We start from the raw sequence: 24,735 nt of genomic DNA, 5'->3' as shown, positions 1-24,735 counted from the left end.
GGTTTCCGGTGATACGGAAACGTAAAGTAAGTGTATCGATCAATGTAGCGCCGCCACAGACTGGCGAACCCTGGAGATTTGTATGAGTCACTTTCTCGACCGACTGAATTTCATGTCGCGTGTTGCGTCCACGTTCTCGGACGGGCATGGGGAAGTCGTTAATGAAGACCGAACATGGGAAAACGCCTATCGCTCGCGGTGGCAGCATGACAAAATCGTGCGTTCCACCCACGGTGTGAACTGCACCGGTTCCTGTTCATGGAAAATTTACGTAAAAAACGGCTTGATCACTTGGGAGACCCAGCAGACCGACTATCCACGCACCCGGCCTGATCTGCCCAACCATGAGCCGCGCGGGTGCCCTCGGGGTGCCTCATACAGCTGGTATGTGTACTCGGCCCAACGCGTCAAATACCCCCTGATGCGGGGCCGCCTTATGGAAATGTGGCAAGAAGCTCGCAAGACCATGGACCCGATTACGGCATGGGAATCCATCAGCCAGAACCCCGAAAAAGCGCGCCGCTATAAGTCAGTACGTGGTCTGGGTGGCTTTGTGCGGGCTGAATGGGACACGGCTACCGAAATTGTGGCGGCCGCCAATGCCTTCACTATTAAAAAGTTCGGGCCAGACCGCATCGTTGGTTTTTCGCCGATTCCGGCCATGAGCATGATTAGCTATGCAGCGGGAGCCCGCTACCTGAGCCTGATCGGGGGCGCCTGCCTGAGTTTTTACGATTGGTATTGCGATCTGCCGCCCGCCAGCCCGCAGGTCTGGGGTGAGCAGACCGACGTGGCCGAGTCGGCCGACTGGTACAACTCGACCTATCTGCTGGTCTGGGGCTCGAACGTACCGCAGACCCGCACGCCCGATGCCCACTTTTATACCGAGGTGCGCTACAAGGGCACCAAGACTGTCGCCATATCCAGCGACTACGGCGAAATGGTCAAGTTTGGCGACATCTGGCTTGCACCCAAGCAAGGTACAGACGCGGCACTGGCGCTGGCCATGGGCCATGTAATTCTGTCCGAGTTCCACCGGCCTGGTAAATCGGATTACTTCCGTGATTACATCCGTCAGTACACCGACATGCCCATGCTGGTTATGTTGAAAGAGGCCAATGGTCGTCTGGTGCCTGACCACTTCTTGCGTGCTTCGCATCTGGCCGGCGACCTGGCACAAGGCAATAACCCCGACTGGAAGACGCTGCTCATTGATGAGCAAACTGGCGATCTGGTGGTGCCTAATGGCACCATAGGTTTGCGTTGGGGCGAAGGCGCCAAAGAGGGTGGCAGGCCAGGGCGCTGGAACCTCGAGTTGCGCGACTCTGTCTCCGACCGTGAAGTTGTTCCCTGCCTCAGTCTGCTGGAAACACGCGATGAGGTGGCGGAAGTTGGCTTCCCGTATTTTGGTGGTGAGCACGAAGATGTGCTGATGCGTCGTGTGCCCGCCCGGCGTGTCACGCTGGCCGATGGCAGCAGTGCGCTGGTGGCTACGGTATACGACCTGCAGATGGCCAGCTATGGGGTAGATTGCGGCTTGGGTGGCACCAATGTTGCCAGCAGCTACGACGACGATGTGCCCTATACGCCTGCATGGCAAGAAAAGCACACCACGGTGCCACGTCATCTTGTTATTCAGGTGGCACGCGAGTTTGCACAAAACGCCCATGACACACAGGGCAAATCCATGGTGATTGTGGGTGCAGGTTTAAACCACTGGTACCACATGGACATGGCCTATCGCGGCATTATCAATATGCTGGTTATGTGTGGCTGCGTCGGCAAGAGCGGCGGTGGCTGGGCGCACTATGTGGGGCAAGAAAAGCTACGACCCCAGTTTGGCTGGGCTCCTCTGGCGTTCGCGCTTGACTGGACTCGGCCGCCGCGCCAGATGAACGGTACATCGTTTTTCTATGCCCATACCGGGCAGTGGCGTCATGAGCAGTTGGCGGTAGATGAAATACTTTCGCCCACGGCTGAACGGTCTGCCTTCGACGGCATGAGCATGATAGACCTGAACGCCAAGTCTGAGCGCATGGGCTGGTTGCCTTCGTGTCCGCAGCTGCAGACCAACCCGCTTGATGTAGTGGCACAGGCTGAAGCTGAGGGTATTGATCCGGTGGAATACACCGCGCGCAACCTGAAAAACGGCTCGTTAAGCATGAGTTGCGACGACCCTGATAACCCGGCCAACTACCCGCGCAATATGTTTGTGTGGCGCTCTAACCTGTTGGGCTCCAGCGGCAAAGGCCACGAGTACATGCTGAAGTACTTGCTGGGTACGCAAAACGCCGTGTTCAGCCAGGAGAAAGACGGCATTAGGCCTTCGGAGGTGCTTTACCGCGATGAGGACGCCGACGGCAAGCTTGACCTGCTGACCGTGCTTGATTTTCGTATGAGTACCACGTGTCTTTATGGTGACGTCGTATTGCCCACTGCCACCTGGTATGAAAAAGATGACCTCAACACCTCTGACATGCATCCCTTCATCCACCCGCTCAGCGAGGCGGTTCAGCCCTTGTGGGAGAGCAAGAGTGATTGGGAAATTTACAAGCTGATTGCGAAAAAATTCAGCGAAATCGGCGGTGAGTACCTGGGTGTGAAAAAAGACATTGTGCTGACACCGCTCATGCACGATACCCCCGGAGAGCTGGGTCAGGCTTTTGCACCACAAGACTGGAAGCATGGCGATTGCGACCTGATACCGGGCAAGACAGCCCCTGCCATGACCGTGGTTGAGCGCGATTATCGCGATATCTACCGCAAGTTCACCTCCATAGGGCCTCTGCTCGACAAGCTGGGCAATGGCGGCAAGGGTATTAACTGGAACACCGAACATGAAGTCCGCGAGTTGGGCGCGTTAAACCACGTGGTGCGTGAAGAAGGCGTGAGCAAAGGGCGACCCATCCTGGACACAGCCATCGATGCGGCAGAAATGATTCTGACGCTGGCACCAGAAACCAATGGCCATGTGTCGGTCAAGGCATGGGAAGCGCTTGGCAAGATTACCGGGCGCGAACACGTGCATTTGGCCAAGGGCCGGGAACACGACAAAATCCGTTTCCGCGATATCCAGGCACAACCACGCAAGATTATTTCTGCGCCGACCTGGTCGGGTGTGGAAAGCGAAGAAGTCAGCTACAACGCTGGTTACACCAACGTGCATGAGCTGATTCCATGGCGCACGCTGACCGGCCGCCAGCAGCTGTATCAGGATCATCGCTGGATGTTGGACTTTGGCGAAGGCTTTTGCGTGTATAGGCCGGCGGTTGACACCAAAACCATCGAGCCCATGCGCCGTTATTCCAACGGGCAGCCCGAGCTGGTGCTCAACTGGCTGACGCCGCATCAAAAATGGGGCATTCATAGTACCTACTCTGACAACCTGCGCATGTTGACGCTCAGTCGCGGCGGCCCGCATGTGTGGATATCTGAAACAGAGGCTAAACAGGCCGGCCTGGTGGACAACGACTGGGTAGAAGTCTTCAACGTTAACGGTGTGGTCACTGCCCGCCTGGTCGTCAGCCAGCGTGTGCCTATCGGTGTGTGTCTCATGTACCACGCCCAAGAAAAAATCGTGAACGTCCCGGGTGCACAGCTGAGCGGCAAACGTGGTGGCATTCACAACTCGGTCACGCGTGCCGTACTCAAGCCTACGCACATGATTGGTGGTTATGCCCAGCAAGCCTATGGCTTCAATTACTACGGCACGGTAGGCAGCAATCGTGATGAGTTTGTGGTGTTGCGCAAACTGGCCAAGGTTGATTGGCTCGAAGGGGCGCTTGATGAATCAAACAATGAAGGAGCCCGATAATGAAAATCCGTGCACAAGTGGGCATGGTGCTCAATCTGGACAAATGCATCGGGTGTCATACCTGTTCCGTAACCTGCAAGAACGTCTGGACCAGTCGCGATGGTGTGGAGTACGCCTGGTTTAATAACGTAGAAACCAAGCCTGGTGTGGGTTACCCCAAAGAGTGGGAAAACCAGACCAAGTGGAAGGGTGGTTGGGTGCGCACCAAGTCTGGCAAGCTGCAGCCACGCCAGGGCAGCAAGCTGCGCATACTGGCCAACCTGTTTTCCAACCCCAACCTGCCACAGGTTGATGATTACTACGAACCGTTTACCTTCGACTACGAGCACTTGCAAAACGCGCCGCTCAGCGAAACGCCGCCCACGGCCCGTCCTGTTTCGTTGCTGACGGGCAAGAAGATGGAAAAAGTCGTCTGGGGCCCAAACTGGGAAGACGACCTGGGTGGCGAATTCAGCGCGCGCAGCAAGGATGCCTTGTTTGAAAACGTGCAAAAGGAGATGTACTCGACCTTTGAAAACACCTTCATGATGTATCTGCCCCGGCTATGTGAGCATTGTCTTAACCCCACCTGTGTGGCCAGTTGCCCGTCGGGCTCGATCTACAAGCGTGAAGACGATGGCATCGTGCTGGTTGACCAGGACAAATGCCGCGGCTGGCGCATGTGTATTTCGGGTTGTCCGTACAAAAAGGTGTACTACAACTGGGAAAGCGGCAAAGCTGAAAAATGCACGTTCTGCTACCCCCGCATTGAGGCGGGCGAACCCACCGTATGCTCGGAAACCTGTGTAGGCCGTATTCGCTATCTGGGTGTGCTGCTGTACGACGCCGACAAAATCGCAGAGGCTGCCGCCACACCTGATGAGCAAGATCTGTACGAAGAGCAGCTTAAGGTGTTTCTTGACCCCCATGACCCTGAAGTCACTGCCGAGGCCAGGCGCCAGGGCATTCCCGAAACCTGGCTGGAAGCGGCGCGCACTTCGCCGGTTTACAAAATGGCCTGCGAATGGAAGGTAGCCTTTCCCTTGCACCCCGAATATCGCACCTTGCCTATGGTCTGGTATATACCGCCGCTGTCGCCCATACAGTCTGCCGCTGAGGCCGGCCGCATGCCGCATGCAACCTTTGGCAAAAACGGCGTCATTCCAGACGTCGACAGCCTGCGCATTCCGGTGCGCTATCTGGCCAACCTGCTAACTGCGGGCAAAGAAGCGCCCATTTTGCTTGCGCTTAAACGCATGCTGGCCATGCGCGCCTATATGCGGTCCAAGTCGGTGCATGGTGAACAAGACCTGGAAGTGCTTGATCTGGTTGGTCTGGATGCCGCCACGGTCGAAGACATGTACCAGATCATGGCCATTGCCAATTACGAAGACCGCTTTGTGATCCCGACCAGCCACAAAGCCACGGTTGAGGACAGCTTTAGCGAAAAAGGCAGTTGCGGCTTTACGTTTGGCAACGGTTGTTCGGACGGAGCGTCATCGCCGGGTTTGTTTGGCAGACCTCGCGCCAAGGCGGGGGGCGAAGGCGCCTTTGTAGAGAAAAGACGTAGCCGTGCACCCACAGTGGTGCCGCGCAAGCCCACAAAACCGGCGTTTGCCGGTAACTAGACAGGAAGCTGACAATGCGACTTTATAAAATCCTTTCCGTCTTGCTTAATTATCCGCAGCAAGAATTGCGAGATGCATTGCCTGAAATTCAGACTGTTCTGCAGGCATGGCCCAAGGCACACGAGACACTGCAACCTTTGCTTGCCTACCTGTCGGAAGACACGCTGATCAAGGTTCAGGAAAACTATGTGGCCACGTTTGACCGCACACCATCGCACTCGCTGCATTTCTTTGAGCACGTGCATGGTGAAAGCCGTGATCGTGGGCAGGCCATGGTCGATTTGCTGCAAGAGTACCGCAAGCATGGCTACGACCTGGCCAGTGCCGAGCTGCCAGACCATGTGCCGGTGTTTCTGGAATTCCTCAGCGAGGTTCCCGCAGAAACCGCAGAACATTTGCTGGACGAGGCCATACACGTGCTGGCAGCCATAGGCGACCGCCTTACACGCAAAGAAAGCCCGTATGGCACGATCTTTTCGGTGCTGCGCAGCTTGACGATGGTTGAACCTTTGCCTCAGATCGAAGCGCCCGTGCGCGACATGGATGAGGCCATGGAAACCTTTGGTGTGGGGGCAGATGGCGTCGAACCGTTATTACGGCCTTCCATGCAACAAGAAAAAACGGTGCGCTTTTACCCGCGCAGCGAGATTCATTGATTATTCGGGAGCATCAGCATGAACACCGTGCATCAATTCTTGTTCGGCATATATCCCTACATCGCGCTGGCTATCTTTCTGTTGGGCAGCTTCATACGGTTTGAGCGCGAGCAGTACACCTGGAAGAGCGACAGTTCGCAGTTGTTGCATCAGGGCAATCTGCGACTGGGAAATATTCTTTTTCACGTAGGCATTATCGGCCTGTTTTTCGGGCATCTTGTAGGGCTGCTTACGCCCGTCATTGTTTGGGACACGCTTGGCCTGTCTCACACCGCCAAGCAGATATTTGCCATGCTTGCCGGTGGCGTTCTGGGTGTCATGTGCCTGATGGGTCTGGTGATACTGCTGCATCGACGACTCACTGACCCGCGCATAGCGGCCGTAACTCGCACGGGCGATAAGGTGTTGCTGGCCTGGCTGCTGCTAACCCTGTTGCTGGGCCTGAGTACGCTGTTTGTGTCGGCAAGCCACCTTGACGGCCACATGATGGTGCAGTTGATGAACTGGGCACAGCACATCGTTACCTTTCGTGGTGATGCGGCAGGCTACATTGTTGACGCCCCAATGCTGTTCAAGGCACACCTATTCATGGGCATGACACTGTTTGTGATCTTTCCCTTCACACGGCTGGTGCATGTGTGGAGCGGTTTCGCCTCAGTGTTTTATCTGGGTCGCGCATGGCAACTGGTTCGCCCGCGCGTCCGTTCCTGAACCCATACGGAGCTAGACCATGACGGTTACTGTAAATGGTGTTGAGGTTACCGATGCTGACATGGAGGTCGAGCTGGCCTTCCATGAAGGTGCTGGCAACCCTGTCGATGAAGCCATGATCACGCTGGTGCTCAAACGCGTGCTGCTCGACGAAGCCGCTAGGCTGGGAATCGGCGGAGGTAATGATGAGGCCGTCATTGACGCTCTGCTGGAACGCGAGGTACAGGTGCCCGAGGCCGACGAGGCCACCTGCCGGCGTTATTACGACAGCAATCCAGATCGGTTTACGGTCGGTGAACTGGTAGAGGCCGATCACATTCTGTTCCAGGTAACGCCGGGTGTAAGTCTTGATGCCTTGCGCGAGCGGGCGCAGGCGGCGCTAAACACAGTTCTTGGTGACATCTCGTGCTTTGGCGACATCGCAAGAACACTTTCCAATTGTCCTTCCGGGTCACTGGGTGGCAACCTGGGCCAATTAGGCCGGGGCGACACCGTGCCTGAGTTCGAGCGCGTTGTGTTCGGGTTGAAGGAGGGCGAGGTGCTGTCGCGGTTGCTTGAAACCCGGTTTGGCTTGCATATCGTGCGTGTGCGCCGGCATGTGGCAGGGCGTTTGCGCCCTTACGACGATGTGCGCGACGATATCGCCGCAGTGCTCGCCGCCGCAAGCCGTGATACCGCGTGGCGCCAGTACGCCTCGTATCTGGCCGGGCAGGCCGACATACACGGCTACGAATTGGAAGGTGCAGATAGCCCTTTACTACAGTGAAAATCAGTGATGCACGACGTCGAACGGTTAGACGGTCGTTCCCAGCGCTTTCAGCATGCGTTCCTTAAGAGGCTGCCGTGCTGTGCAGCCTCGTCAAAGGCAGAGCAGGCAAGCGACTGATAGCCTGTTGTGCTGCCTGGGGCGAGCCCGTCGCGATGGAGCAGTGCCCGCATGTTGATGCAATAGTGTTCGTAACGTACCTTCTCATTTCGTCGCCGACAAGGGTGCAGGGCTCTGATATCCAAAAATGTATACTTGGATAGCCCGTCGTTCTTGCCGGAGGCCATAGGCGTGGATCTGACTACCTTGTCTTTCGATCAACCGCCTGTGCGTAACAGGCTTTCTACCCGCATCATCGCAAGCTCCGCCGTTGCATTGCTGGTTGTACTCAGCATGATAGGCTGGACGCTGTGGCTGTCCTGGCAGCTTGAAGGGGCAGGCGCAGCCATTAATGACGCGGGCAGTTTACGCATGGGTGCCGGTCGCGTGGCCGTCGAGCTTGTCAGAGAACCGATAAATGGCTCCCAAACACGTGCCGACACAGTGCTTGCATCTGTTCAGGCACAAGACCAAATATTTGCTGAGCTTAAACGCGGAGACCCTGCGCGTCCATTGTTGCTTCCTGCAGAGCAAGCCGTGCTGGCGCAGATGGCGCGGGTATCTGAAACCTGGAAACAGCAACTCAAGCCCGCCGCACTTGCGGCGTTAGACGGCGGGCTGCCGGGCGCTTATCTTGATCTGTTGCCTGTGTTTGTTGCGCAGGCTGACGTGCTGGTTCGCATGATAGAAAACGTCAGCTCCCGCAAAACATCCATGTTGCGCATATCGCAAAGCATTCTTATCGTCCTTGCCTGTATCGGAACACTGGCACTAATTTATTTGCTTTATCTCTGGATCATTTTTCCGGTTCTTCAGTTAAGCGATGGGTTGCGGCGCATGACCCGCCGAGATTTCTCCGTACGGCTACCGGTAGAAAGCCAGGATGAACTCGGTGCGCTGGCATTGGGCTTTAATAAAATGGCTGATGAGCTTGAAGGCTTGTATTCAGAGCTTGAGGGGCGGGTTGAAGAGAAAACTGCCGAGCTGGCCAGCCGCAACGCCGTACTGGCCACCCTGTACGACATTGCCGCTTTTTTGAACCAGCCCAACAATATCGAAAATGTATGCCAGGGTTTTCTTGATCGCGTCATGCGTCAGTTTGATGCGGGCGGCGGAAGCGTTCGCACGCTCAACCCCACTGGTGACAATCTTAGTCTTGTACTGTCGCAAGGGCTGTCAGCCCGTCATGGCGAAGAAGAGTTCTGTATGAAGGCAAACGATTGCTTTTGTGGCAAGGCGACCCGCAAAGGCCCAGTGGTTATCCGCGATATCGAACAAATGCAGGAGGTGCCTGCACGGTTTCATTGTGCCAAAGAAGGGTTTCGCAGCCTTGCCGTGTTTCCTATCCAGGCTCAGGATGAAGTGCTGGGTTCTTACTCGCTGCATTTTAATCAGCCGCGAGCCATTGGCGCCGAAGAGCGTCATCTGCTTGAAACGCTAGGTCGGCATTTGGGCATTGCCCTGCAAAACCGGCGGCTCGGCGTGCAGGCACGCCAACTTGCCATGGAGCAGGAGCGCACACTCATGGCCCAGGGGTTGCATGACAGCATTGCACAGGGGCTTAATTTTCTGAATCTGGAGTTGCAGGTGCTTGAGCAGGCGGTTACGCGTGAAGACATGGGCGAAGTGCGCGACATCGTGCCCTTGCTGCGTACCGGGGTGACGGAGAGCTATCAGGATGTGCGCGAATTACTGAATAACTTTCGCACCAGATTGGGTGAAGGCGGTGACCTGCTCGGTGCCGTTGAAGAAACCGTGGCGCGCTTTCGGCGTCAGACGGGTATTGACGTTGCCCTTGAAGTCGGAGACCTGTCCGGAGGTGCTGCGCTTTCGCGAGAACAGCAATTGCAGGTACTGTTCATTTTGCAAGAGGCCTTGTCCAACGTGCGTAAGCATTCTCAAGCCAGCAAAGTTGATGTGCGCATGAGCAATGGGCAAGACTTCCGTCTGCTTGTAGCCGATAATGGCATTGGTTTTGACGAGGATGTGGTTGATGGCCTTGAGGGGCACCTCGGCAGGAAAATCATGCAAGAGCGCGCCAATCGCATGCGGGCTAAGCTCCACATCGACACGGCGCCCGGTCAGGGCGTGGCCGTGTCGCTGGTGTTGCCGGCAAGCGCGCGGCAGGCAGCCTGACGGTAGGGTGGCAAGCAGGCATGCCAGAGCGTGGCGGCTTCGCTGTTGTTGCCTGCAAGTGCACGGTAGTCGGCTTGACGGTAGGGTGGCAAGCAGACATGCAAGGGCGTGGCGGCTTCGCTGTTGTTGCCCGCCAGCGCACGGCAGACGGCTTGATGGTAGGGTAGTAAGCAGGCATGTCTGCCAACGGCCGTGCGTTTGCGCGGAGAACTGTTTTTGATCATGGAGTGGCAAAATTACGAGTGCCGTCTACGCGCTGCGCGTGGCAGCACAGTGTGAGCCCTGCTCAACGATGACGATAAAAATACTGCTCATAGACGATCACAGCCTGTTTCGTTCAGGCGTACGCTTTCTGCTGCAAAAACAACCAGACTTTGATGTTGTGGGCGAGGCGGCAGACGGGTTGGAGGGCATCAAGCGAGCCAAGGCGCTTGCACCCGATGTCGTCTTGCTTGACCTTAATATGCCGGGGCTCTCGGGCCTGGAAACACTACGTCTGCTTATGCAAGACATGCCTGACTGCGCCGTTGTGATCCTGACGGTGTCCGAAGAGGCCGACGAACTCGGGCAGGCCCTGCGCGATGGTGCAAGGGGCTACCTGCTTAAAAACATCGATGCAGCGTCATTGACGACCGCCATACGGCGTGCAGCGCAGGGTGAACCTGTTATCGCCGAGCCTATGACCAGCAAGCTGGTGGCGCAGTTTCGGGCGACCAGTGAGCCAACCCCAGCACCAGAAACTTCTTCGCGCGTGCATCTGACAGCGCGCGAAATGGATATCGTCCAGTGCCTGGTGCGCGGAGAAAGCAACAAGGTTATTGCGCGCAGTCTTGATGTGGCTGAGAGTACTGTCAAGATCCACGTGCAGAACATACTTAAAAAGCTAAATCTGTCGAGCCGCGTGCAAATAGCGGTATATGCCGTAGAGCGAGGCCTGTTTCACGACGATTAAGCCGGGTGCGGGTTACTTGCCAGCGTGAAGCAAAAGGTCTGGTGTCTATGGGCCGATTCTGGCATGACTGCGCGTGTGGGGCCAATTGCTTGTTCGGGTCGAAGGTCGGGCTGTATGCTGTCGCAGATTGCGCAGTGAATACAATGTGTACCAGAACAAGGAGATTGCTTGATGCAGAGACAAAAGGGTTTAACTATACATAGCACTGCCGCGGCGCTGGCGGTGGCAGCCCTGTTTGGCGCGGCGACCGTACACGCGGCACCAGAAAGCCCTGTGGCGGCAGACGCGGCTACCAGCGCGCAAGAGGGGCCGGCTTCAAAACAGCCGGCTTCGACGGTTGCGTCGCAGCCCTCATTAACACCGGCTCCCATCCAGGCAATCACTTTGTCTTCGGGAGGTTTGGCCGAAATTACCCGCAGCGCTCAGGTCGACAAAGGTCAGTCTCTCGTCCTTGATGTGCCACTGGACCAAGTCAACGATATCCTGAAAAGCCTTGTGGTAAGCGACCCTTCAGGGGGCGTAGGTGCCATCAGTCTCGACGGGCTGTCGCCGGTGCATGAAACATTCAGTCGATTGCCTTTCACGCCTGAACAGTTGCGCAGCATGCCGCAGTTACTGCAAACCCTGCAAGGTGTTCACGTGCGCGTTTCTTCCGGAGGGCGTAGTGTTGAAGGGGCTGTGTTGGGGGTGGATGATCAATGGTTGCGGTCTCAATCTGCAACAGACAGTCGTTCCGCACCTGTTCTGTCTGTATTGAACCAAGAAGGCAACATTGCGGTGCTCACACTGGGTACTGATGCGGTGCTGGATATCAAAGACACGGCCATGCGCGAGCGTGTTGGCCGGGCGGTGGCCGCCAGCAGCCGGTCCTTGGGTGAAGACATGCGGCGTATCGCCATCAAGCTGGAGAGCGACGACGCCCGCAAGGTGGGGTTGTCGTACAGCGTGCCAGCGCCAGTCTGGAAAACCGCATACCGGGTGATTATGGGGGAGCAGAATAAAGCCCGAATGCAGGCCTGGGTTGTACTTGAAAACGCCACAGGCGAAGACTGGGACAAGGTCGCAGTTACCTTGTCGTCAGGTGCGCCTGTTACGCTCGCACAGCAGCTTTTTCAGCGCTACTGGCACACCCGGCAAGAGGTGCCGGTTATTGCACAAAGCACGGCAGCGCCCATGCCTGATAATGAGTCAGCCTTTTCAGGCGGTGATCAGTCAATGCGGGCGTTCGAGCCTTCTGCCCGGGCCATGGCAGCTGCGCCAATCCCGACGTTCAAGCGGGCCCAGGCGGGCGCGGGTGGGATGGCCTCCCCTTCACGTGCAGCCAACGAAGCCGTGACCGCTGAGGGCGACATCAGCGCTCAATATCGTCTGCCGGAGCCCATTAGCCTGGCTGCCGGGCAAACCTACTCAAGCCCATTCATTGATGTACAGGCTGATGCCGAACGTGTTTCCGTTTTTAACCCTGGTAGCGATACTGTGCATCCGGTAGCGGCTGTGTTCCTCAAAAACACCACGCAGGCCAGCCTGCCGCCGGGCATTCTTACTGTATATGATGAAGCGCAGGGTTATGTCGGCGATGCGCAATTGTCAGGCATACCTAAAGGCGAAAGCCGCATGGCAAAGTTTGCCAGCGACCGCAAGGTAACCGTCGTCAGCGAAACCACGCCCGAAGAGGAAATCGGCCAGATCTCCATCACAGATGGGGTATTGCATGCGACCCGCGTCGCGCGCATGGTCACTGTCTACGCCGTAAGCGGTGCTGAAGATGGGGCGCGTACGCTTATCATCGAGCATCCGCGACGCGAAGGCTGGCAGTTCTCTTCTGATTCGCTGGCAAGCAGCACAGCGTCCAGTCATCGCCTTCGTCTTTCACTCAAGGCGGGAGCATCGGCCAAGGTCAAGGCGGTGGCCGAACAAAAGCGTGGCGAAACGTTTGCACTGGTGGATGCCGATCAGCAAGAACTGCTGCACTGGTCTGGCATGGCTAACGACTCTGATACCGCTGAACGGCTCAAAAATCTGGCCCAAATGCGGGGGGCGGTGGCAGAAGTCGAATCAGCCCTGGAAAAACTCAATGCCGATACGCAGCGTGCCGTTGAAAACCAGGCACGTATACGCGCCAATATGGCCTCGGTACCCGATCAGAGCGCACTGGGTCAGCGTTATGTGTTCATGCTTGAGCAAGAAGAAGACTTGATTGCAGAGCTTGATAAAAAAATGCATGAAACCCGCAAGCAGCTTGCCCAAAGCCAGGAAGACATGTCGGCCTTAATTCGCACGTCGGACTCAAGCCGGTCTTAAGCCCAGTCCACGGCACGTTGCATCACAATGGTGCGTAGTGTGTCGTGGAGCAATCATGACCAGTGCGGTGTTCGTAAAGGGCGAGTGCCATGGGGCATACAGGCCAACGTTGGGGGAGCCTCAGTTGGCAACGTAAACATGGGGTGTGGCGATTAACGCACCTTGCGAAACGTAAAGTTGATGCGTTCACTGCCAAACAGGGGGTGGGGCTGATCGGTCAGCGGCATGACGCCGTGGTAGCGAAGGCGGTCTTCACCGCCCCATACCACGACATCACCGTGTTTGACGGGTACGCGCGCAGTTTTGTCGGATCGGGCGTGGCCGCCAAATAAAAAGACAGCCGGCATGCCCAGCGACACCGACACGATGGGGGCAGACAGGTCGCGTTCATTTTTGTCTTGATGCAGCGACAGCCTGGCACCAGGCACATAGCGGTTGATTAAACAGGCGTCTGGCACGAAGTCTTCAAAACCAGCTGTTTGCGCAGCCTCGCGAGCAATCGTTAAAAACAGGTTTGGCAGGGCAGGCCACGGCAGGCCCGTCATCGGATCTATGGGCGAATAACAGTAGCCGTGCTGGTCGGTTGTCCAGCCCAGCGTACCGCAGTTGGTCAGGCCTACCGTCATGGTATAGCCGCCCGGCGTTAGCATGTTGCGAAAGGGCGATTGGCCGGTAATGGCCTGAATGAGCGTTTGCAGTTGGGCTGTATGGGGCAATACAAAGCCGTGCAGCAAAAACGCCGATGGCCCGAGTGGGGTGCGCTCGCCGGCTTGGCCAAAAGGGAAAAGTTCAAGTGACATAAAAGCGGGTGCGGCAAACCCTTGTGGGAGCCTGCCGCAGTAAGGCTAGATTTCGACCTGGGCGCCCAGTTCGATAACCCGGTTGGCCGGCAAGCTGAAGTAATCAGAAGCCGAACGTGCGTTGCGCGCCAGCGTGGCATATAACACCTCACGCCAGTGTGCCATGCCCCCGCCCATGGTGGCAATAACCGTTTGACGGGCAATATAGAACGAGGTGTCGAGCATTTGAAACTCAAGGCCATAGGGCTCACACAACGCCAATGCCTTGGGTATGTCGCGATCTTCTTGGAAACCAAAGCGCATGTCGACCTGATAGCAGCCGTTGCCCAGATTTTCGACGCTGACGCGGTATTTCTCGTGGACATAGGGCACGTCGCGATTCAAAACCGTAAGGAACACCGTGCGCTCGTGCAAAATTTTGTTGTGCGACAGGTTGTGCAGCAGAGCATGGGGTACCCCGTCGCCTTCCGACCTGAAAAAGATGGCCGTGCCAGGTACACGCGTAAGTGGATGGCCAAAGAGATTAGAAAGAAAGTCTTCGAGTGGAATACGGTTTTTATACAGATTGGCGGCGACCAGACGGCGGCCGGTGCGCCAGGTAAGCATCAGTACGATAATTATCGCGGCCAGCAGTAGCGGAAACCAGCCGCCGCTGGGTATTTTGAGCATATTGGCACTGACGAGCATGAGGTCAATGAACATGAACAGGCCGGTTACAGCCAGGCACAGCGCCAGATTTATATGCCATTTGTACCGGATCACAAAGAACGTGAGACAGGTAGTGGCCAGCATGGTGGTGGTGACCGCAATACCGTAGGCCGACGCCAGATCGCTGGATGAGCCAAAACCGATAACGACCGACAGCACAAGAACAAGCTGCAGCCAGTTGATGAAGGGAATATAAATTTGCCCGATATGCTCGTCAGAGGTGTATTGCACCTTGAGCCTTGGGATGTAACCCAGGGCAATGGCCTGACGCACAATGGAGAACGTACCGGATATGGTGGCTTGTGACGCAATAATGGCCGCAGTCGTTGCCAGCGCGACCAGTGGGTATACCGCCCAGTTGCCGAGCTGATGATAAAACGGATTGGCAACGGCACTTGGTTGAGCCATAAGCAGTGCGCCCTGACCAAGGTAACTGAGTGCCAGCGCTGGAAACACCATGGTTAGCCAAGCGATACGTATGGGTTTGGCACCAAAATGGCCCATGTCTGCATAAAGCGCCTCGGCACCGGTTACAGCCAGCACTACGGCACCCAGCGCCAGAAAGCCTACCCAACCCGTTTGAGGCAGAAACATAACCGCATGTAGAGGGTTTAGCGCCTGCAATATAAGCGGTTGTGCAACGATATTAATAAGCCCCATGACGGCAAGGGCGGAAAACCAGATCACCATGATAGGGCCGAACCACCTGCCTATGTGCGCCGTGCCCTTGCGTTGCACCATATACAGTGCCAGAAGGATGACGACGGTAACCGGTACAACGTACTCACTGAGGGCAGGTGTGGCAATGCTAAGCCCCTCAACCGCAGAGAGCACTGAAATCGAAGGTGTAATAATGCCATCGCCAAAAAACAGCGCTGTGCCGATAAGGCCGATGAGAACCAGCACCGTATAGCGACGCGTACCGTGTTTGAAGGGTGAAAGGGCCAGGGCCAGCAGCGCCATGATGCCGCCTTCGCCATCGTTATTGGCCCGCGTTACCAGTAGCACGTACTTAAGGGTAACGACCAGAATCAACATCCAAACGATTAGCGAGACGACGCCCAGAATATTGCTTTCGGTCAGGGCCAGGCCATGTTCGGGCGAGAACGCCTCTTTCATGGTGTAGAGTGGGCTGGTGCCTATGTCGCCGTACACAACGCCCATGGCGCCTAGGGTTAGTGCTTTTATACTGGTCGACGAGGTATTGGGGGGGCTCAAAGAAGGCTCGGTGTTTACAGTCAGAGACTAATATATGATTTTACGGAGTTTCTAACTCTTGCTGCAATGTAATTGTTACGTCACAGCAACATAATCGTGTGGCACCAAGGCATGCTTAGATGGCTTTCGGGGTTGGGAGCCCCACAACGCAAGGTTGAACAAGAGCTGGCCCTGATTACCGACGAGGTATGGCACAGGGCCATTATGGGTCATTTTTTTCTTGCGGGCCTTAAGCCCGACGAGGATCTGGCGTTAAAACAGCGCACGGCTTGGCTTTTGGCCAGTAAACAGTTTAGCGGTGTGCAGGGGTTGGAACTTACCCGCGATATCATGTTGTCGGTGGCCATACAAGCCGCGCTGCCCATCATGCAGCTTAGTCCACGCCTTTATGAAGGTTGGACGGAAATCATTCTGTACCCCAGTGGGTTTCTCATACCCCGCGCCGAAGTCGACGAGAGCGGTGTGGTGCACGAGTACATGATGGAGGCGTCTGGCGAAGCCTGGGACGGCGGGCCGCTGATTCTTTCCTGGGAAGACGCCGAGCCTGGCTTGGTGTCTCGCGCCAATGTTGTCATCCACGAGTTTGCCCACAAGCTTGATCTGTACGGCAGCGATGCTGACGGCATGCCGTCATTGGGGGCGCATCCAGATATTTCTGTGCGTGAGTGGCAACATGTTCTGCAGGCCTCATTCGACGAATTCAGTGCTAGCCTGGTTGCCGCAGAAGATGCCATTCCGTCTTACGTTGACCCAGAGTCGGCCGAGGCCGAACCCTGGCTTGCCAGCTTACCGCTTGACCCTTATGCAGCCACCGACCATGCCGAGTTTTTTGCAGTAAGTACTGAGGCATTTTTTGTTGATCCAGCGCGGCTGGCACAAGGGTTACCGCAATGGTATGCATTGCTTGCCCGCTATTACCGTCAAGACCCGTACCGGCGTATGACGGTTAGCAGCGTCTGACGGCCGAGGCCGACCTCAACGCCATGTGCCTGGGCTGCAAGGGCGACGGTTGCGGTGCTGGCGTCCAGCTCAATGGTTTTTATGCCAGGGGCATGGCTTGTGAAGAACGCCTGGACTGCTTCGATAGTCATGGGGATACGACCTGTTTGGATAAAAAATACGGCTTACTTTGATTGATACAGATCAACTTGAAATTGTGCAATACAGACCTATATTTATGACAGGGCACAGAAAGGTTCTGTACCACGAGCTGAGGCGGTCGTTTACGACCAGATCAACGCTCCCAATTCATCTGGTTATTCAGATTTAATTTATTTGTGAGAGGTTGAAAATGGCAAATAATCTAATCCGTTTTAATCCATTTGGCGATCTGGCACGCTTTGACGCGTTGCGTGACTTCGATGATCTGTTCAAGGGCTTTAGGCACGCGGGCTCACTTGCGGCCGATGGCGCCCCGCGACTAAATATTGAAGTCAGCGAAAATGAGCAGTCTTACACCGTCAAGGCAGATGTGCCAGGCGCAAAAAAAGAAGACGTCAAAGTTACCGTGGACGGCAATACGGTCTCGATACGTGTAGAAACCCGGCGTGAAAGCCAGCAGAAAGACGGCGATACGCTACTGCACAGCGAGCGTTATTATGGCGTGCAGTCGCGCAGTTTTGTGCTGGCGCAAGACATTGACGACGCCAAAGCCGAGGCTCACTACACTGATGGTGTGCTGGCGCTAACCTTGCCAAAGAAAGCGTCAAACAGTGGTGCCAAGGTGCTGCAGATCTCGTAAGCACAATGGGGTACGGGCGAGCGCGATGGCATCACGCGCATCGCCCGCCACCGCCAGGCAGAACAGGTTGTTGTATTGGAAGAAATCATACGTTTACGGTGGCTAGTTGACAGACCCGTGTGACAGCACTTGTGTACAGCACCTATGCAACAGCCCCTGTGTGACCGCACGTGTCTACAGCACCTGTGCAACGGCGCCCATGCTGCATTTTTGTGCGTTGGCACCATCACTTTGGCAGCTAACCGGCACCGTGCCCAAGATAGTGCCTACAATCAGGTCCTACAGTTTTTGCGCTGCGGCATAAGACAAGATTTTTTCCCATCGCTTAGCCTGCTTGCGCCCATTCATGGGTATTAACCAGTCTGCGCTGGCCTGATGTCTTAGGGTCAGGTGAACAGCCCAGCCGTCGTCTTCAAGCAGGGCCTGCGCTTGCGTGATATCGGCAAATATAAAATTGGCGTTTGCACCTTGCAGCGTCATCGTGCCTGATTTTTCACCGACATTAAGGCGCAACGCGCCCCAGTTGCCATCTGTTGACAGCACACGCTGGCCCTGTATGTTTGTGCCATGTATGGCGCGATACCGACGCAACAGCCAGGCTATCAAGGCCACAAAGGCAGCAATAACGGCCACAATTGCGCCAAACCCAGCCAGCGACCCCAATACACTGGCTACCTGGCTGTATAGCCAGACTGCCCCCAAAACCAGGGCGACCAGCAGTAAGGGTAAAAGTAATAAAGGCACACATCATCCCTGAAAAACTAATCTAGACGCCATTTTATTACCTCTGGTCAGAATGCGCGGTAAACCTCGTCCAGGTGATTTGCTTGTGAAGCAACCGCCAGGCAACGCCGCCGACATGACTACGTGTGAGCCTGCTCGTGCGTACCGCCGTAGTGATCGCCTTTTTTCATGCGGGCGAAGAAGCCAAAGCTATGATGATGGGTAAAGTACCCATCATCTGAAAAAAGCGGGATAAATCATTATTCTATGAATCACGAATTATCCCGTAGTGACATGTTTTACCAGGAGTTGCGATTCTGGTAATAACTATTCGAGTAGCCTCTGTTTCTGGAGTCATTTTGATAATGGCGCCGGTTGTAGTGTGAACGGTTGTTGTTATACGAGCGCCCGCCATCGTGATACCGGTTATCTTGGGTCAGCACGTTGCCAAGCAAGCCACCTGCGAGCGCGCCGCCCAGCATATAACCAGGGTCCCCACCTCCGACGATGGCACCCGCTGCCGTGCCTAGCCCGGCTCCAAGCACGGTGTTATTAGTGCGACGGTCGTAGCCCGCACAGCCTGCCAGAGAAATGGCAAGTAGGCCGATCAGTGAAACTCGCGCAAGATTGCCAAATACTTTCATGACGGTGCTCCCATGCATTAGTCATAATCAGCGTAATCCCGGACGGTACGGCATACAAGATCATTTCTGTAGTCTGCAGTGCATTGAAATACTTATGGTTTTTTACGGCCTGCCTGTAATGTTTCAGCATTACTTTTGAAGCTTCGCAGCAACGATAAGGGCTGGCAGGCCATCGTATTTAGGCGTGCTACGTCTTTTTCAAAAATCGTTACAAAAAAACTATGGATTATTCAATATATCTCAAAAAAATCTAAGGTGAAGATTGACGCATTACGAATGGTGGGGCACTATTCTTGGCATTCAGTTTCGTTTAAGGTTTCCATATGCGTCCAACTTTACTCGTCGCCACACTGGCAGCCGTTTTGGCTCTACCAGTGGCCGTTCAGGCCAAAACCCTGCGTTGGGCCAGTCAGGGTGACATCCTCACACTAGATCCTCATGCTCAGAACGAAGGTCTGACCATTGCCGCTTCCAGTTATGTCTATGAAACGTTGGTCGCCTACGATAAAAATTTCGAGCTGGCGCCTGCCTTGGCGCTTTCCTGGCAGCAGGTCGACCCCACCACATGGCGCTTCAAGCTGCGAGAGGGGGTCAAGTTTCACGATGGCTCGCCTTTTGCTGCCGATGACGTTGTGTTTTCGTTGCGACGCGCCATGGCGCCCACTTCAAACTACAAGGCGTACGTCAATGGTGTGGCCGACGTTAAGCAAGTAGATGACAGCACGGTCGAGGTCATTACAGATGGCCCCAACCCTGTTCTGCTGCGCCAGCTCACCAATCTGTTCATAATGGATCGTGACTGGGCCCAGAAGAACAACGCCGATGCACCCCAGGATTTTGCCAAAAATGAAGAAACCTTTTCGGCACGTAACGCCAATGGCACCGGGCCATACAAATTAAAGTCGCGTGAAGTCGACGTTCGCACCGTGTATGTCGAAAACCCCGAATGGTGGGGTAAAGACGGCAAGGTGGGTAATGTTACCGAAATCGTCTATTCGCCCATTAAGCAAAATGCCACCCGAACAGCGGCACTTTTGTCCGGCGAGATCGATTTTGTGCTTGACCCTCCGGCGCAAGACCTCGCACGTATCCGTCAACAGGCCAAGGTCGTAGAGGGTAACGAGTACCGCACCATTTATCTGGGGCTTGACCAAAAAAGCCCCGAGCTCAAATATTCGTCTGTAAAGGGCAAAAACCCCTTTGCCGATGTGCGGGTGCGAGAAGCGCTGTATCGTGCGATTGATGTAAACGCCATCAAAAAAGCAGTTATGCGTGGCTCGTCTGCACCCACTGGCACCATGATTGCGCCGCAGGTACACGGCTGGTCCGAAGAGCTGGCCAAGCGCGTGCCGTATGACCCCGAAAAAGCCCGAAGCCTGCTCAAAGAGGCCGGGTACGAAAATAATATCGACTTTACCCTCGACTGCCCCAACAACCGTTATATCAATGACGAAGCCATTTGCCAGGCCGTGGTCGGTATGTGGGCCAAAGTGGGTGTCAAGGCAGCGCTAAACTCCATGCCGCGAGCCACCTACTTTCCTAAAGTGCAGTCTTACGATACCAGCGCCTATTTGTTTGGCTGGGGCGTGCCTACTTTCGACGCGCTGTACACCTTGCAAAGCCTTATCCACAGCAAGGGCCAAGGCGCCGATGGCTCGTTCAACTTTGGCAATTACAGCAACGCCGAGGCCGACAAGCTTATTCAGCAGATCAAGACCGAGGTTGATACGAATAAACGTGATGCGGCCATTCACAAGGTGCTTCAGATCCATGCCAGTGAGTTCGGCCATATTCCTTTGCATGATCAGGTTATCCCCTGGGCCATGCGCAAAAACGTAAATGTGGTGCACCGCGCTGACAACCGTCTTACCGCCGAATGGGTGGTTATTGATTAAGCAGGTGTTCTGCTGAAAACCTGTCGCACAGCCGGCTACAAGCCGGCTGTGCGCATTGTGATGATGCCACCCTATGTTGCCTTTTATATTACGTCGCGTCGCCCAGGCCGTGTTGGTCATGCTAACAGTCGCGCTGCTGGCTTTTGTGCTGTTTCGATATATCGGCGATCCGGTCACGATAATGCTGGGGCAAGACGCCACCGAGCAAGATCGCATTCAATTGCGTCACAGCTTGGGTCTGGATCAATCTGCGCCTGTGCAATTTGCCCGCTTTGTCGGTAATGCTGTGCAAGGTGATTTTGGCCTTTCCTTGCGTCAAGGGCAAAAAGTCTCTGAGCTGCTGCGCGAGCGCTTGCCGGCCACGGTTGAGTTGTCTTTGGCAGCTGCGCTGCTCGCCCTCGTTGTCGGCCTGCCACTGGGGGTTTACACCGCGCTGCGTCGCAAGGGCGCGGCCTCGCAAACCATACTGGCGCTGTCTTTGCTGGGGGTGTCGCTCCCCACTTTTCTTATAGGCATTCTGCTTATTCTTGTGTTTTCGGTCATGTTGGGCTGGTTACCCAGCTATGGGCGCGGTGACGTGGTGCGTATCGGGTGGTGGAGTACCGGCCTGCTAACTGCCAGCGGCTGGCAACACCTTATCTTGCCGGCGATCACGCTTTCTTTGTTCCAGCTTACGCTGGTGCTGCGCTTGGTACGCTCAGAAATGCTTGAGGTATTGCGTACCGACTACATCAAGTTTGCACGCGCTCGTGGCTTGCGCAAGCGCTCCATTCATTTTGGCCATGCGCTTAAAAATACGCTTGTTCCTGTCATCACGATTACCGGTCTGCAGCTTGGCGGCATTATTGCGTTTGCCATTGTTACCGAAACCGTGTTTCAGTGGCCCGGCATGGGGTTGTTATTCATACAGGCCGTGCAGTTTGCAGATGTCCCCGTCATGGCCGCTTATCTGTGCCTGATTGCCCTGGTGTTTGTCTGTATAAACCTTATCGTCGATCTGCTGTATTTTGTGGTTGACCCCAGATTGCGAGCCGGGCTGGGCCGGGCAGGGGGGCATTGACATGAAAGCCCTTATTCTGCGCTGGTGGGACAGCGACCTGGCATGGTCATGGCGGAATACGCCCGTCGCCTACTTATCTACTATTTTATTTGCGTTGTTGCTGGTCGGGGCGTTCGGAGCCCAATGGGTTGCACCGCATAATCCATTTGACCTTACCACTGTTGAACTCCTCGACGCCTTGTTGCCTCCTGGTTGGATGCAAGACGGGCAATGGAATTACCCTCTGGGTACGGATAGTCAGGGGCGTGATCTTTTTTCGGCATTATTGTATGGTACGCGGGTGTCTTTGCTTATTGGCTTGGCCTCGGTGGTTCTGGCCATGACGGTGGGTATTTTTGTGGGGCTGATTGCCGGATACGTGGGTGGCCGCCTTGATGCCTTTATTATGCGTGTCGCCGACGTGCAGCTATCCTTTCCGGCCATACTCATCGCCTTGCTTATTGACGGTGTTGCCCGTGCCGCAATGCCCCAGGGTATGCATGACATTCTTGCGTTTCCTGTGTTGATCGGGGCCATAGCGCTGGCGGGCTGGCCACAGTATGCCCGCACCGTGCGCGGCTCTGCCATGGTCGAAAAAAACCGTGAGTACGTGCAGGCTGCCAGAGTTATCGGTGTGGCGCCACCCGTCATCATGTTTCGTCATGTGTTGCCCAACGTCATGGGCCCGGTGCTGGTGCTGGGCACGGTGCATCTGGCAACAGCCATTATTACCGAGGCAACACTTTCGTTTCTTGGGGTGGGGGTACCTCCCACATCGCCTTCACTGGGCACACTCATACGCATAGGCAATGACTTTTTATTCTCGGGAGAGTGGTGGATCACGATATTCCCGGGTGCCATGCTGGTATTGCTGGTGCTCTCGGTCAACCTGCTGGGCGACTGGCTGCGCGACGCGCTAAACCCCAGGCTGAATTAGAGGGTGTCTCATGACCGAACTGCTTGAAGTAAAAAACCTGTGTGTGGAGTTTCCGACCCGGCGCGGGACCCTAAAAGCCTTGCATAACGTGTCTTTGTCGATTGCTCCGGGCGAGGTGCTTGGCGTGGTGGGCGAGTCAGGCGCGGGTAAGTCACTGACGGGCGCCGCCATTATCGGGCTGCTTGATCCACCGGGGCGTGTGTCAGGGGGGCAAATTCTGCTGGAGGGCAATCGCATCGATAACCTGCCTGATGAGCAGATGCGTCGCATTCGTGGGCGACAGATCGGGGCCATTTTTCAGGATCCGCTTACGTCGCTTAACCCTTTGTACACGGTGGGGCAACAACTGGTCGAAACCATTGCCACCCACTTGCCGCTTAACCGCGCCCAGGCGCAGCAACGCGCCATCGAACTGCTCGAAGCTACGGGCATACCTGCTGCGCGCGAGCGCATCAACCATTACCCCCATCAGTTTTCAGGTGGTATGCGTCAGCGTGTTGTGATCGCCCTGGCGCTTGCCGCCGAGCCCAGGCTGATCGTGGCCGATGAGCCCACAACGGCGCTGGATGTCTCCATACAGGCCCAGATCATCGACTTACTGAAAAATCTGTGCAAGTCGCAGGGGGCTTCTGTGCTGCTGATCACCCATGATATGGGCGTAATTGCCGAAACGGCCGATCGTGTGGCCGTCATGTATGCAGGCCGTATTGTCGAGATCGGGCCGGTTGCCGATGTCATCCAGCGCCCACAGCATCCCTACACGGCAGGTCTGATGGGGTCTATTCCGTCCATTGACCGACTCAGCGCACGTCTGGTGCAAATCGATGGCAGCATGCCGCGTTTAAATGCCATTCCACCAGGCTGTGCCTTTCATCCGCGCTGTTCCCAGCGCATGCTTCGCTGCGATCAGGAGCGCCCCGATCTGATGCCCGCCTCTACCAGTCAGGCCGCTTGTTGGCTGCATACGCCGGAGGTTATATGAAACCCCCTGCCCATACCCCTCTTATTCAGGTCAACCAGGCAGCTCGCTGGTTTGATGTATCTAGCCCATGGTTAGATCGTGTTATCCATCGACGACCCCGGTTACAGCTGAAGGCGGTGGACGGCGTAAGCTTTCATATTGATAAAGGCGAAACGCTGGCGCTGGTGGGTGAGTCAGGTTGCGGTAAATCGACGATAGCGCGCATGCTTGCGGGGCTGTATGGGCTGACGCAAGGCAGTATTAGTTTTGACGGCCAGCCCGTGCAAAACATGAGCCGCCAGCAGCGACAAGCCATGCGACGTCGTTTGCAGATGATTTTTCAAGACCCATACGCCAGCCTGAACCCACGCTGGCGGGTCGGACGCATTATCGCCGAGCCTTTGGCAACGCACACCCGTATGAGCAAGGAGGAACAGCGCAACAAGGTGGATGAGCTGTTGCTTCAGGTTGGGTTAAGCCCCGGCGATCAAAGCCGCTACCCGCACCAGTTTTCGGGTGGCCAGCGCCAGCGAATTTCGATTGCACGAGCTCTGGCGCTGGGCCCCGATTTTCTGGTCTGCGATGAGCCTACCTCGGCGCTGGACGTGTCAGTACAGGCCCAGGTACTTAACTTGATGAAAGACCTGCAGCGTCATTTGGGGCTGACGTATTTGTTTATTTCTCATAATCTGGCCGTGGTGCATCATGTGGCCGACCGCATTGGTGTCATGTATCTGGGCCGACTGGTTGAGGTTGCCACCCGCGATGAGCTGTTTGCCACGCCGCGGCATCCCTATACCCGCATGCTGCTGGGAGCTATTCCAGACCTGACCGGAGCGGGGCGCACACGGGTGCCTGTGGGCGGCGAGGTGCCTAACCCGCTCAACCCGCCATCAGGCTGTACTTTCCATCCGCGCTGTCCTCACGCCAATGAACGTTGTCGCCAGGAAGCGCCGCAGATGATTTCATATAGTCATAGCCAGGCCGCCTGCCATGCGCTGGAAGAAGGCAGGCTATAACAATCAGC

At 55.8% G+C, this 24,735-nt stretch carries 20 protein-coding genes; 15 read left to right on the top strand and 5 right to left on the bottom strand.

Annotated features, from left to right (window positions below; genetic code table 11):
* The first annotated feature begins 82 nt into the window (after nt 1–82).
* The 8 genes from FQ179_RS12175 (at nt 83) to FQ179_RS12140 (ending at nt 13,042) form a co-directional block, all read left to right on the top strand.
* Nucleotides 83–3,814 (top strand): nitrate reductase subunit alpha, encoded by a 3,732-nt coding sequence (locus tag FQ179_RS12175; RefSeq protein ID WP_149397539.1) that lies wholly within the window; start codon nt 83–85, stop codon nt 3,812–3,814.
* On the top strand, nt 3,814–5,421 hold the full coding sequence (narH, locus tag FQ179_RS12170) for a nitrate reductase subunit beta (RefSeq protein WP_149397538.1): 1,608 nt from the start codon (nt 3,814–3,816) through the stop codon (nt 5,419–5,421). Before FQ179_RS12175 ends, narH begins: the two co-directional genes overlap by 1 nt.
* Nucleotides 5,422–5,435: 14 nt before the next feature.
* Nucleotides 5,436–6,077, top strand: coding sequence for a nitrate reductase molybdenum cofactor assembly chaperone (gene narJ, locus FQ179_RS12165; protein WP_149397537.1), 642 nt, complete (start codon nt 5,436–5,438; stop codon nt 6,075–6,077).
* 18 nt (nt 6,078–6,095) lie between these two features.
* Nucleotides 6,096–6,788 (top strand): respiratory nitrate reductase subunit gamma, encoded by a 693-nt coding sequence (narI, locus tag FQ179_RS12160; protein ID WP_149397536.1) that lies wholly within the window; start codon nt 6,096–6,098, stop codon nt 6,786–6,788.
* A 19-nt stretch (nt 6,789–6,807) separates the two neighbouring features.
* Nucleotides 6,808–7,554 carry a peptidylprolyl isomerase gene (locus FQ179_RS12155; protein ID WP_149397535.1) on the top strand — a complete coding sequence of 249 codons (747 nt, stop codon included), beginning with the start codon at nt 6,808–6,810 and terminating at the stop codon, nt 7,552–7,554.
* Between the two features lie 291 nt (nt 7,555–7,845).
* Nucleotides 7,846–9,789 carry a type IV pili methyl-accepting chemotaxis transducer N-terminal domain-containing protein gene (locus FQ179_RS12150; RefSeq protein ID WP_255474966.1) on the top strand — a complete coding sequence of 648 codons (1,944 nt, stop codon included), beginning with the start codon at nt 7,846–7,848 and terminating at the stop codon, nt 9,787–9,789.
* 292 nt (nt 9,790–10,081) lie between these two features.
* Nucleotides 10,082–10,741 carry a response regulator transcription factor gene (locus tag FQ179_RS12145; protein ID WP_149397534.1) on the top strand — a complete coding sequence of 220 codons (660 nt, stop codon included), beginning with the start codon at nt 10,082–10,084 and terminating at the stop codon, nt 10,739–10,741.
* A 171-nt stretch (nt 10,742–10,912) separates the two neighbouring features.
* Nucleotides 10,913–13,042: a DUF4139 domain-containing protein gene (locus FQ179_RS12140; RefSeq protein ID WP_149397533.1), complete on the top strand. Its 2,130-nt coding sequence runs from the start codon at nt 10,913–10,915 to the stop codon at nt 13,040–13,042.
* Between the two features lie 152 nt (nt 13,043–13,194).
* On the opposite strand, the gene alkB is transcribed toward FQ179_RS12140, so the two are convergent.
* On the bottom strand, nt 13,195–13,842 hold the full coding sequence (alkB, locus tag FQ179_RS12135) for a DNA oxidative demethylase AlkB (RefSeq protein ID WP_149397532.1): 648 nt from the start codon (nt 13,840–13,842) through the stop codon (nt 13,195–13,197).
* Between the two features lie 45 nt (nt 13,843–13,887).
* Nucleotides 13,888–15,714: a potassium transporter Kup gene (locus tag FQ179_RS12130; RefSeq protein ID WP_149397712.1), complete on the bottom strand. Its 1,827-nt coding sequence runs from the start codon at nt 15,712–15,714 to the stop codon at nt 13,888–13,890.
* Nucleotides 15,715–15,879: 165 nt separating this feature from the next.
* Between FQ179_RS12130 and FQ179_RS12125 the strand changes: the two genes are divergently transcribed.
* Complete coding sequence (locus FQ179_RS12125; protein ID WP_149397531.1) at nt 15,880–16,728, top strand: zinc-dependent peptidase; 849 nt, start codon at nt 15,880–15,882, stop codon at nt 16,726–16,728.
* Here the strand turns inward: FQ179_RS12125 and FQ179_RS22720 are convergent.
* Nucleotides 16,689–16,859, bottom strand: coding sequence for a hypothetical protein (locus FQ179_RS22720; RefSeq protein ID WP_188074595.1), 171 nt, complete (start codon nt 16,857–16,859; stop codon nt 16,689–16,691). The two genes, FQ179_RS12125 and FQ179_RS22720, sit on opposite strands and share 40 nt — an antisense overlap.
* Nucleotides 16,860–17,059: 200 nt before the next feature.
* On the opposite strand from FQ179_RS22720, the gene FQ179_RS12120 reads away from it, so the two are divergent.
* Nucleotides 17,060–17,509 (top strand): Hsp20/alpha crystallin family protein, encoded by a 450-nt coding sequence (locus tag FQ179_RS12120; protein ID WP_149397530.1) that lies wholly within the window; start codon nt 17,060–17,062, stop codon nt 17,507–17,509.
* Between the two features lie 279 nt (nt 17,510–17,788).
* Here FQ179_RS12120 and FQ179_RS12115 read toward each other — a convergent pair whose 3' ends face one another.
* A complete protein-coding gene (locus tag FQ179_RS12115) occupies nt 17,789–18,253 on the bottom strand; it encodes a hypothetical protein (protein ID WP_149397529.1) in 465 nt (154 codons plus the stop codon).
* A gap of 278 nt (nt 18,254–18,531) precedes the next feature.
* Nucleotides 18,532–18,876, bottom strand: a complete 345-nt coding sequence (locus FQ179_RS12110; protein WP_149397528.1) for a hypothetical protein — start codon at nt 18,874–18,876, stop codon at nt 18,532–18,534.
* Nucleotides 18,877–19,199: 323 nt separating this feature from the next.
* Here FQ179_RS12110 and FQ179_RS12105 point away from each other — a divergent pair, with 323 nt between their 5' ends.
* The 5 genes from FQ179_RS12105 (at nt 19,200) to FQ179_RS12085 (ending at nt 24,727) form a co-directional block, all read left to right on the top strand.
* The gene (locus FQ179_RS12105) at nt 19,200–20,771 is read left to right on the top strand and encodes an ABC transporter substrate-binding protein (RefSeq protein WP_149397527.1); all 1,572 of its coding nucleotides are present in this window, start codon (nt 19,200–19,202) and stop codon (nt 20,769–20,771) included.
* 73 nt (nt 20,772–20,844) lie between these two features.
* Complete coding sequence (locus FQ179_RS12100) at nt 20,845–21,831, top strand: ABC transporter permease (protein ID WP_149397526.1); 987 nt, start codon at nt 20,845–20,847, stop codon at nt 21,829–21,831.
* Between the two features lies 1 nt (nt 21,832).
* Nucleotides 21,833–22,747, top strand: coding sequence for an ABC transporter permease (locus tag FQ179_RS12095; RefSeq protein WP_149397525.1), 915 nt, complete (start codon nt 21,833–21,835; stop codon nt 22,745–22,747).
* 10 nt (nt 22,748–22,757) lie between these two features.
* Nucleotides 22,758–23,729 carry an ABC transporter ATP-binding protein gene (locus FQ179_RS12090; RefSeq protein ID WP_149397524.1) on the top strand — a complete coding sequence of 324 codons (972 nt, stop codon included), beginning with the start codon at nt 22,758–22,760 and terminating at the stop codon, nt 23,727–23,729.
* Nucleotides 23,726–24,727, top strand: coding sequence for an ABC transporter ATP-binding protein (locus FQ179_RS12085; RefSeq protein ID WP_149397523.1), 1,002 nt, complete (start codon nt 23,726–23,728; stop codon nt 24,725–24,727). Before FQ179_RS12090 ends, FQ179_RS12085 begins: the two co-directional genes overlap by 4 nt.
* Nucleotides 24,728–24,735: the final 8 nt, after the last annotated feature.

The organism is Pusillimonas sp. ANT_WB101, assembly GCF_008369125.1.
Lineage (GTDB): Bacteria > Pseudomonadota > Gammaproteobacteria > Burkholderiales > Burkholderiaceae_B > Allopusillimonas.
Note: the sequence above shows the minus strand (reverse complement) of the source record. Positions and strands in the feature narration are given on the sequence as shown.